Here is a 10,108-nt window from a genome sequence, read left to right on the forward strand (position 1 = left end):
GCAAGTTAAGAACCTTTAAAACCAAGCAATGATTGAATTTAACCTCGAATTAGATGCCAGCGGCTTAAATTGCCCCCTGCCTTTGTTGCGCCTGAAAAAAACATTGACGGAAATGACCAGTGGGGATGTTGTCAAGGTAATCGCGACAGATCCTGCTGCGCATTTGGATTTTGGCGTTTATTCTGACCAGACAGGCAATCAAATCGTTAAATTTATAAGAGAATCGGAAAGACAGATTTTTTACATCAAGAAGAAATGATCAGCTTGGCGGCAGATAAGGCGGGGTATCCGACTGATCCCGAACCGCAGGTATAACAAATAATAAAATGGGGAGCTGCAATAAAAATGGACATAGCGAAAATCAGATTTCTTCCAGGCGAGCCTCTGCATCGCCGGTTTTTAGTGCTCAATTGCACGTATCCATAACCTAGAATGTAGACATCTGCTCAATGTTATCAGGCGAATTCATATGATTTCATGGCTTGATTCATCATCTATTTAGCCGATTCTGCATATCCTATGCGCTATGAGAAATTCGGACTATCCGCAATTTTCAAGATGCCTTCTGTCATCAGATTTTTAGCGCTTGCCATTTTTGCATTATTGCTGGTTATTATCAGCCCTATAGGGTACTCCGAGCCTGAAACTAATGCCCACTTAGACGGCAATACACTGTATTTTTATAATTCGGAGACAAATATAAATAATTATGTTTCATTGAAAATTGCATTTGATACCTATTTTGCAAAATTTGGGGCTTTCCATTTTCAGCCGTTCAGCGACAAGGATATTTTTGAGAAAACGCTCATGGAGAAGCAAGACGGAGGATTTTTACTTTCCAGCTGGCATTACCGCATTTTACAAAAAAAAATACCGATGACGCCGGTTTTGGTAGGGGTGTCGCACGGTAAATCGACTCAGCGCAAGGTTCTGTCTGCAAAAAATCAGATTGATAAAGTTGAGTTATTAAAGGGCGGAAAAATTGCTTCGGCAGCTAATGAAGCCTATACCCGAACCATTCTTAGCCAGATTCTGGGCGGGAAAAGTGCAGAGATTCTTGCACAGGTAGAGTTGATTCTGGTGCCGAAAGATATTGATGCCTTAATGGCAGTAGGCTTTGGCATGGCCGATGCTGCTTTAACCACGGAAGACAGTCTTGAAAATCTCGCGAAAATTAATCAGAAGCAGTACGGCATGCTGAATCGTTTGGGAGCAAGCGAGAAACAATTTCTCACATTGGCTGTGGTGCCGAAAAAGACGGCTATGAATAGCGCTGCCTTGCTTGAAATTTTAGAGGGCATGAGCAAAGCCCCTGAGGGAGAAAGTAAGTTGAGAATGCTTGGCCTTGACGGTTGGCGAAAGCTTACTCAGTCTGAGCTCAAGGAGCTTGAGCCCTAGTATGATGATAAATATGGCAAGCACAGACTGTCTTTTAATCTTGCGAGCAGCATTCGCCAGGAGAATATGCGTGCTATTGTCTATGTCAGTGCTGGCATTATTTCTGGTAGGTGAAGCGAGGGCGGAAGAAAGCAGAGGCATATTGATTCTTAATTCGAACTCCGCGGTAAAAAACTATGAATTGGCCCAGGCGGCGTTTGCAGCAAATTCGGCAGGAATAAAGGCCAAAATAAATCTTGGGGATAGTTCAAACGATATCGATACAGTCAGAGAACGGATTCGGCAAGTCAATCCTGATGCAATTTATGCAATTGGTTCAAAAGCTTACTTGCTGGCGCATGATATTGCGGAAGATAGAAAAATAATTTTTTCATCCGTGCTGAATTGGCAGCGCTTGCCGATGAGTAAGCATTCTTATGGTGTTTCCAATGAGTTATCGCCGGGTATGCAGTTGATGACTTATCGTTATCTTTTTCCGAAGCTGAAAAAGATCGGGATCATCTATAGTGAAAAATTTAACAAGGAATGGCTGTCGGCAGCAGCTGAAACCGCAACAGATGTGGGCATGGAAATCGTTAGCATACCCATTGCCGAACCGGCAGAGCTAACTTCTGCCCTGGAAAAACTTTTGCCGGAAGTGGATGTGCTATGGCTTATTTCCGATCCAGTCGTCCTTGCTGATCAAGAATCTGCGCTTGAAATCTTTAACCGGAGCGCGACGGCGAAAAAGCCGGTCATTGCTTATGCTGAAATATTTTCTACCTTGGGCGCAACGCTGGTGATATCGGCTGATATTTCCACGATGGGCCTGCAGGCGGCAACTCTGACGAGAGATTTGCTGGAGCATAAAGAGGTTTTGCGACCCGTGGTTGATCCCGCGGGTTCTTATATTATGCTCAACATGAAGAAAGTGAAGGAATATGGATTAGATTTGAATAACGAAGCCTTGGGTTCGGTTAATCAAATTATCGAATAATCTTTGATAGATCAAGCTGAGAATAGAACAAATGGTTAAACGGAGTATTTACAAAAAGCTGCTTGTGACGATGGTGGGTTTAATTATCGCCTTGTTGACCATGTTGACCTTTGTTCAAATCAAGTTTCAAAAAGATATGTTTGAAAAGGAGCTGGATAAACGCATTGCGCTGATGAAAGGAAAATTGATAGATAGAGGACAAATTCTATCCGACAGCTTATCCGGCCAGGTTAAAGACGGCATCGCTTCGGTTAATCTTTCACACGTTTCCGATCTGTTAAGGAATGCAGTGCAGGAGAATGCAGAGCTTTATTACATAATCCTGATGCAGTCCTCCGGCATGGCGTACATTCATACTTTAAAACCGCAGCTTGAAATGGAGATCCTTGCCGAGAAAGAAGACGTGTTTGCAGCCAGCCAAAATACCGCAACGGTTAATGAATATATCAGCAACGGTAAATCTGTTATGGAATTCATCATGCCGATTCAGGTGAGTGCGGAACCTTGGGGCGTTCTCAGGCTGGGGTTTTCACTGGATCTTCTTAATCAGGAAATCGCTAACTCGCGAAAGGAAAGCGCCGAGCAGATTCGTGTAATGATAACGCGGCTATTAATGATTACGATTGCTTTTATTCTGATAGGCGCCGGTATCGTGTTATTCATATCCGAACGCCTGTCCAGGCCGCTGTTGCAATTAACTCATTTGGCAAACCAGTTGGCCCGGGGCGATTTTGAGGTCAGCGACTATATCAAAGGAACTCCGGAAGGTGAAATCGGCGCTTTAACGACAGCGTTTGTACAAATGGCCAGGAACCTAAGGGTTTCTTACGACAAGCTTGAAGAATACAGCCGGACGTTAGAGCAGAAAGTCTTTGAGCGCACCTCCGAACTGGCTGAAGCGCGGGATCAAGCGATTGCTGCCAACAAAAGCAAATCGGAGTTTCTGTCAATCATGAGTCATGAGATTCGCACGCCGATGAATGCCATTATCGGCATGACCCGATTGGCGCTGCAGACGGAAGTTACAGCCAAACAGCGCGATTATCTGACTAAAGTTCAAACCTCCTCTCATACGCTGCTCGGTATCATTAACGATATCCTGGATTTTTCCAAAATCGAAGCCGGGAAACTGGAACTGGAAGCCATCGCGTTTAATCTGGATGACGTGCTGAATAATCTTGCCAATTTGATGAGTGTTAAAGCCGAAGAAAAAGGCCTTCAGATACATTTTACCACTGGCCGTGATGTGCCTTTGTATCTGATAGGCGATCCGCTCAGACTAGGCCAGGTATTGCTTAACTTGGTCAATAATGCAGTAAAATTTACCCAATACGGCGAAATCGTCGTTAATGTTGCATTGGCTGAAGACGATGGCCGGCAAGTCAAAAGAAATGGTCAGGTAGTGCTTGAGTTTTCTGTCAAAGATACCGGCATAGGCCTGACGAAAGAACAAATAAGCGGTTTATTTGAATCTTTCAGCCAAGCGGATAAATCAACTACCCGCAAATATGGCGGGACAGGCCTGGGGTTGGCAATCTGCAAGCGGATGGTGGACATGATGGGAGGGCGCATCAACGTTACCAGCGAAGTGGGAAAAGGCAGTATTTTTTCCTTTACCGCCGCCTTCGAGCAGTACCAGGGAGTTGATCAGGGATGTATTGCCTCGCTTGAGGATTTTCAGGGCATGAAGGCATTAGTCGTGGATGATAATGCGACATCCCGGAATGTTCTACGTTCTTACCTGGAGTCATTTTCTTTTCAAGTGGCTCAAGCCAATACCGGCGAGCAGGCGATTCAGATGCTGGAAAATGCGCCTGTTGAAGATCCTTACCGTCTTGTCCTCATGGACTGGAAACTGCCCAAAATAGACGGTATTTCAGCGGCGCGCCATATTAAGAATGATCCCAAGATTATCCATACTCCCTACATTATCATGATAACGGCTTATAGCAGGGAGGATATCATTCAGCAATCAAATGACGCCAATCTGGACGGGTTTCTTATCAAGCCGGTGCATCCGTCGGTGCTGCTTAATGCAGTTATTGATGTATTCGTTCAAAATCGTTTTGACGAAAATCCTGTCCAGCACGTTCTTGATGCGGCAATGAACGATAAAAAATTATATAAAACTGAAGGAAAAAAACTGCTATTGGTAGAAGATAATGAAATTAATCAACAGGTTGCGAAAGAAATACTGGAAAAGGAAGGTTTTGATGTCGACATTGCTGCAGATGGACTGGAAGCCGTGCAAAAAATACGAGCCAAACGCTTTGATGCGGTATTGATGGATTTGCAAATGCCGATGATGGACGGTTATGAGGCGACACGCATTATACGTTCCGAGCCACAGTTTGACGATCTGCCGATTATTGCCATGACGGCTCATGCCATGACCGATGTCAAGGAGAAGTGCTTGAGCATCGGCATGAATGGATATATAGCCAAGCCAATAGATGTCGATGAGTTAGTGGCAAACCTGCTTGATTCAATCGAACCGGAAATGCGGAAAATGCCGGATTCCACTTTGGAGACAGCCGATACGCAAGCAAAGACATTACTACCGGCCTACTTGCCCAGTATCGATTGGCGGTTGGGGTTGAAGAGCGTTGCAGGCAATGCTCAATTATTTCATGAGCTGCTGCTGAAATTTTATGAAGACTTTGGCGATGCGGCAACTCGACTGGAGACATTCCTGCAAACAGGCGATATCGAATCGGCTTTGGCATTACTGCACTCATTAAAAGGCGTTGCGGGCAATCTTGCCATGCCCGAATTGAAAGATAGAGCAAATGCACTGGAAAAAGCCATCGCAAAGCAACAAACATTGGCCCCCGGATTGCTGATTGAATTTTCCAGTGCTCAACATAAAGTGCTTGAGTCAGTTGCTCGATTGAAAACTTATGAGTCTACAGGGTTGCCGGATTGCAATAACAATGCTGTCGAGCCCGATTTGTCGCTGGTTGAATCTTTATTGAATGATTTATTTGACGCCTTGAAGGGAAGCCGTCTGGATGCAGACTATCATTTTAAAGAACTGAAAAAGGTTATCCAGAATTCACGGCATAGTAATAAGCTCGAACTACTTGAGAAGGCGATCAATCAATTTGATTTTGCTGCTGCCCAATCTGTTTTACAGGACATTGTGCTGGTTTTATTTGATAAGAAATTAACGCAAGCGACTGTATCCTCAGGAACTGATAACAGACAAAAGATATTGATTGTCGATGATATGCCTGTAAATATCCTGACATTAGGAGAAGTCCTGAGGTCTCGTTACGATATTGTTGCGGCTGTAAATGGAAGAAAAGCCTTATCTATAGCTCAGTCAGATCAGCCCCCCGATCTGATTTTACTGGATATTGAAATGCCCGACATGGATGGGTGGCAGGTTTGCAGGCATCTGAAAACAACTGAGAAAACACGCAATATTCCGGTCATCTTTATTACAGGCCACGACGAAGTTTCCGAAGTGATGGCGGGCTTTGAGTCCGGAGCCGTCGATTACATCAGCAAACCGTTCAATATATCAGTCGTTCAGGCCAGGGTTCAGACTCATCTGGCGCTTAAAAAGCAACGCGACCTGTTAGAACAGCTGGCAAGCGTGGACGCATTGACAGGCATTCCCAATCGCCGCATGTTCGATGAGTATTTTGCCAGAGAATGGCGCCGCTCCATGCGTTCGGCATCGCCCATCTCTCTCATCTTCATGGATGTAGACTTCTTCAAAGCTTACAACGATAACTACGGTCATGCGGAAGGGGATCGCTGCCTGGAGAATATTGCCGCCGTACTGAAGCATACGCTTAAGCGGGTTACTGATTTTGTGGCGCGCTATGGCGGTGAGGAGTTTGTCGCTGTATTACCGGAGATGAATCTGGATGAAGCAGTGGAGATGGCTGAAAGCATGCGTAAAAATGTCGCCAGTTCCAATATTCCCCATGCCTATTCCGAAGTAGCCGATCGGATAACGTTGAGTCTTGGCGTGAGCAGTGTAATACCTGTTGCAGATATATTGCCCGAAGATCTGATAAAGACCGCCGATGCTGCGCTTTATATGGCGAAAGAAAAAGGCCGGAATCAGGTTGGTGCAAAACTGACTGGAATTAAAGATGCGCTATGAGATATGCAATAAACCTCTGCTCTTTATTCCTGAACCGGAGCAACGGCGATATTTCCCGCCTTTTTGTTGCTTAATGAAGCATTCGTAATTCGCATGGCTATGAGAAAAGAATTTCTTATTCTGTTCGTGTGCGTGGTTTCAATGTTTCACATATCTCTCGCGTCTGCCGCCGCGCCTCCGATGATGTCAAAAGAAAACATAGAAGCTTCGTTAGATGAAGAGTTAGGTTGGCTTCAGGAGGAATCGGTCATCTTTTCCGCATCCCGGCGAGAACAAAAAGTTTTGCAAACATCCGCCGCTGTATTCGTTATCAGCAATGACGACATACGCCGTTCCGGCGTTACCTCCATTCCTGACGCTTTGCGCATGGCTCCAGGGCTTCAGGTCGCCCAAGTGAATGCGAATACCTGGGCAATTACAGCGCGGGGATTTAACGGAGAGAATGCAAACAAGTTGCTGGTGATGATCGATGGCAGAACGGTTTATCATCCTACCTTTTCGGGAACGCTCTGGCGGACAAAAGACGTGCTGCTTGAAGATGTGGAAAGGATTGAAGTTATCAGGGGGCCGGGTGCAGCCATGTGGGGCGCCAATGCCGTAAACGGCGTTATCAATGTGATCACCAGAAATGCAGCCGATACTTATCAGGGCTTATCGGTAACAGCCGGAGGAGGCAGTGAGGATAAAGCGCTGGGTTCTGTCCGTTACAGCGGAAAACTGGCGGATAATCTGCATTACCGGACTTATATGAAATATAACGATAGGGATAATTTAAAATTTGAAGGCGGCGGCAACCCTAATGACAATTGGGAAAAGTTTCAGGGCGGCTTCAGAATCGATGGCGATTTGACGCCGCATGATTCACTGACCTTGCAAGGCGATCTGTACAAAGGCAACGGCGGCAGCTTGAGGGACGCTACAGCACCGGTAGCTCCTTTTACTGCTCGGAGCAATGTAGGTGAAGATTTTTCCGGCGGCAATATTTTGAGCCGATGGCGGCACCGGTTTTCCGACACATCGGATTTGTCGCTGCAGCTCTACTTTGACCGGACCCAGGATAGGACTACTTATTCCGCATTTAACGATGCATCGGAAGCCGTTATAAGCACATACGATGCCGATCTGCAGCATTATTTCCAGCTTGGTCGTTGGCAGGAAGTGACCTGGGGGCTGGGATTCCGGTATATAGAGGACGATCAGGACAATGCCGTCAATTTTTCATTTGCGCCTGCAAGCCGCGATTATCTGCTATATAGCGCATTTATACAGGATCAGGTGACGCTGGTCCCGGATACACTAAAATTCCTGTTTGGCTCAAAATTTGAACATAATGATTTTAGCGGCTTTCAAATTCAGCCTAATGCCCGTTTCGTTTATACACCCGATAATCAACAGACACTCTGGGCAGCCGTCTCTCGTGCGGTCCGGACACCCAATCGTTTAGATCAGGATACAAACCTGCTCTATTTCAGCCAGTTAAGCGCTAATGCTTTTAGTGCCTTACGAGGTAATCGGAATTTTGATTCGGAAGAACTGGTTGCTTACGAATTAGGCTATCGGATTGCGCCTAAAGAAAATATATCCATCGACATCGCGACTTTTTACAATGTTTATGACAGACTGAGAAGTGTTGAAGCTGGAGTGCCTTTTGCTGAAACAGTTGATGCAGCAAGTTATTTAATCATGCCAGTCACTTATGGAAACAATGCCCGTGGCGAAACATACGGTTTGGAGACGGCAGCACAATGGCAGGCGCTGAAGTGGTGGCGTCTGCAGGCAAGCTATTCTTATCTGCAAATTCAGCTGCATACTGATTCCGCGTCATTGTTCCAGGATGTCGAGGAAGGACAATCGCCCCATCATCAATTCAATTTCAGATCCTCGATGGACTTGCCGCACAATATACAATTGGACGCCTTTTTACGGTATGTGGACAAGTTGCGCTATAGAGACGATTCCCCTGAACGGGGAATCGCCAGCTATCTGGAAATGGATGTGCGCTTGGGATGGAAGCCTGTGAAAAATATTGAATTATCCATTTCCGGCAGAAATCTGTTAGACAGCAGTCATGCCGAATTCAAAGCCTTGATAAGGAATATGCCTGTTATAGAGGTACAGCGCAGCGTATTTGGGCAGGTAAGCCTGGACTTTTGAAAGTCAGGCTTATCTGTCTTAATTAAAGATTGCTTATTACCCGTCTTATTGGCCGCAGGTGATGTAAGTGAATGTCAATCGCTTCCCAGAAACGCTTTCTTAAGGCGTTTGCCGGAAGACAGCCAGATTTTAATAGCTTCATAGACAATGACTGTCGTAAATGTAACGGCCATCCATACCAATACGGCTTCAACGGGCAGCGAGGCCCAGGCGCTGACTGTAATGCCCAGCATTTGATCATAATTGTATCCCCACCATTGATAAGGCGAGGCAAGCGTCGCTTCCCATATCAGACTGATCAATAAAATAAAAAAGAATGTAGAACTGAAAGCGCGCCAATTGATAAATCGGTAAGTCGTCTTAAAGAAAGCCGCGGAAGGGATAAAGCTGGCGACTGTAAGAAAGGTAAAATAGCCCGGAAATCCGCCTTGATAGTGATGAGTAAAAAAATTCTTATAAATAAAGCCGCAGAGGATCAATATCAGCCCCCAAGCAAGGGATTTCGAATGAAAAAATACGATTTTTTCTATCTCTTTAGTCTCGGCAGAATAATCAGGCACATTGTAAGCGGCAAGCCAGTATTCATCGCACCAGATATAAACCAGTAGAACCGTGACAAATCCGGAGAGGTAAAAAACAAATTCCTCGATCGGCAATGCCAGGCGCCACATCATCCGATCGAAGTCAAAGCCAGGCAGATATACCTGAAGTGTGGCTTCATGGTTTGCAAAAGTAAAAAAGCTAAGACCAAAAAAAATATCCAGGATAAAGCCCAGAGGTACAAGCATGATTAAGGCCAGCCAGAAAGATTTGCGGATTAATTTTTGGTTGTGGCTGACATGAAGCCAAGTGATGATCGTTAATGCCGGGACAATGAAAAGCAGTAAGCTCCAGGTATATCCCAATGGAGAAATGCCGGCAACAGGAGCAATGACTTCTTGAGCTTTTTTGACAGTCAACATCGTTAATGTAGCCGGCAAGGCTAAAACAACGAGCATGATGATAAATATTTTGAAATCCTTTATTGACGTGAAGTTCATATTTTCCCTCTTATTGAATATTTGATGAGGATGAGTCTGTGATTGCTAAAGGTGATGAAAGTTCAACTGTTTCAGCAGCTGGATAGCTCATTATCTGCGATCATGTTGTTTTTTAGGAATCTAACAAGTTTTATCAGTTGACTAAAAATTATCACAAGCTTTGAATATTTTCAGTATCAATGATGCAGATGCAGAATTGGCGCTATGAAGGTGTTAGCGGGCAGCAGAAAGCAGGCTCAAACGTTATACATGCTACTGATCTGGGAATGAGGTTCCGGCAGTTAGCGGATACTTTTCTATCCCAATAGTTCGGACACTTTTATGCGGCAATCGTCCCGTAGTCACTGAATTCGTCAAATAGTTGGGCTATTTTTTCGCAATCTCTGCTCAGGCCTAACTTGTCGAAAAGTCGTAACAGCA

7 protein-coding genes are annotated in these 10,108 nt (G+C 45.1%); 5 read left to right on the forward strand and 2 right to left on the reverse strand.

All coding sequences use genetic code 11. From position 1 onward, the window contains the following. Window positions 1-28 precede the first annotated feature (28 nt). From V2P20_RS15335 to V2P20_RS15345, 3 genes are all read left to right on the forward strand, one after another. Window positions 29-259 carry a sulfurtransferase TusA family protein gene (locus V2P20_RS15335; RefSeq protein ID WP_194968682.1) on the forward strand — a complete coding sequence of 77 codons (231 nt, stop codon included), beginning with the start codon at window positions 29-31 and terminating at the stop codon, window positions 257-259. A 260-nt stretch (window positions 260-519) separates the two neighbouring features. Next, complete coding sequence (locus V2P20_RS15340; RefSeq protein ID WP_331819805.1) at window positions 520-1,398, forward strand: PhnD/SsuA/transferrin family substrate-binding protein; 879 nt, start codon at window positions 520-522, stop codon at window positions 1,396-1,398. A gap of 82 nt (window positions 1,399-1,480) precedes the next feature. After that, the gene (locus tag V2P20_RS15345) at window positions 1,481-2,374 is read left to right on the forward strand and encodes an ABC transporter substrate binding protein (protein ID WP_331819807.1); all 894 of its coding nucleotides are present in this window, start codon (window positions 1,481-1,483) and stop codon (window positions 2,372-2,374) included. A 946-nt stretch (window positions 2,375-3,320) separates the two neighbouring features. Here V2P20_RS15345 and V2P20_RS15350 read toward each other — a convergent pair. Next, window positions 3,321-3,602: a hypothetical protein gene (locus V2P20_RS15350; protein ID WP_331819809.1), complete on the reverse strand. Its 282-nt coding sequence runs from the start codon at window positions 3,600-3,602 to the stop codon at window positions 3,321-3,323. Here V2P20_RS15350 and V2P20_RS15355 point away from each other — a divergent pair. Further along, window positions 3,564-6,494, forward strand: a complete 2,931-nt coding sequence (locus V2P20_RS15355; RefSeq protein WP_331819811.1) for a response regulator — start codon at window positions 3,564-3,566, stop codon at window positions 6,492-6,494. The two genes, V2P20_RS15350 and V2P20_RS15355, sit on opposite strands and share 39 nt — an antisense overlap. A 180-nt stretch (window positions 6,495-6,674) precedes the next feature. Then, window positions 6,675-8,648, forward strand: a complete 1,974-nt coding sequence (locus V2P20_RS15360; protein WP_331819813.1) for a TonB-dependent receptor — start codon at window positions 6,675-6,677, stop codon at window positions 8,646-8,648. A 74-nt stretch (window positions 8,649-8,722) separates the two neighbouring features. Here the strand turns inward: V2P20_RS15360 and V2P20_RS15365 are convergent, their stop codons facing one another. After that, on the reverse strand, window positions 8,723-9,688 hold the full coding sequence (locus V2P20_RS15365) for a hypothetical protein (RefSeq protein WP_331819815.1): 966 nt from the start codon (window positions 9,686-9,688) through the stop codon (window positions 8,723-8,725). Window positions 9,689-10,108 lie beyond the last annotated feature (420 nt).

The sequence above is a fragment of the Methylobacter sp. Wu1 genome, from assembly GCF_036553575.1.
In the GTDB taxonomy this organism is placed as follows: domain Bacteria; phylum Pseudomonadota; class Gammaproteobacteria; order Methylococcales; family Methylomonadaceae; genus Methylobacter.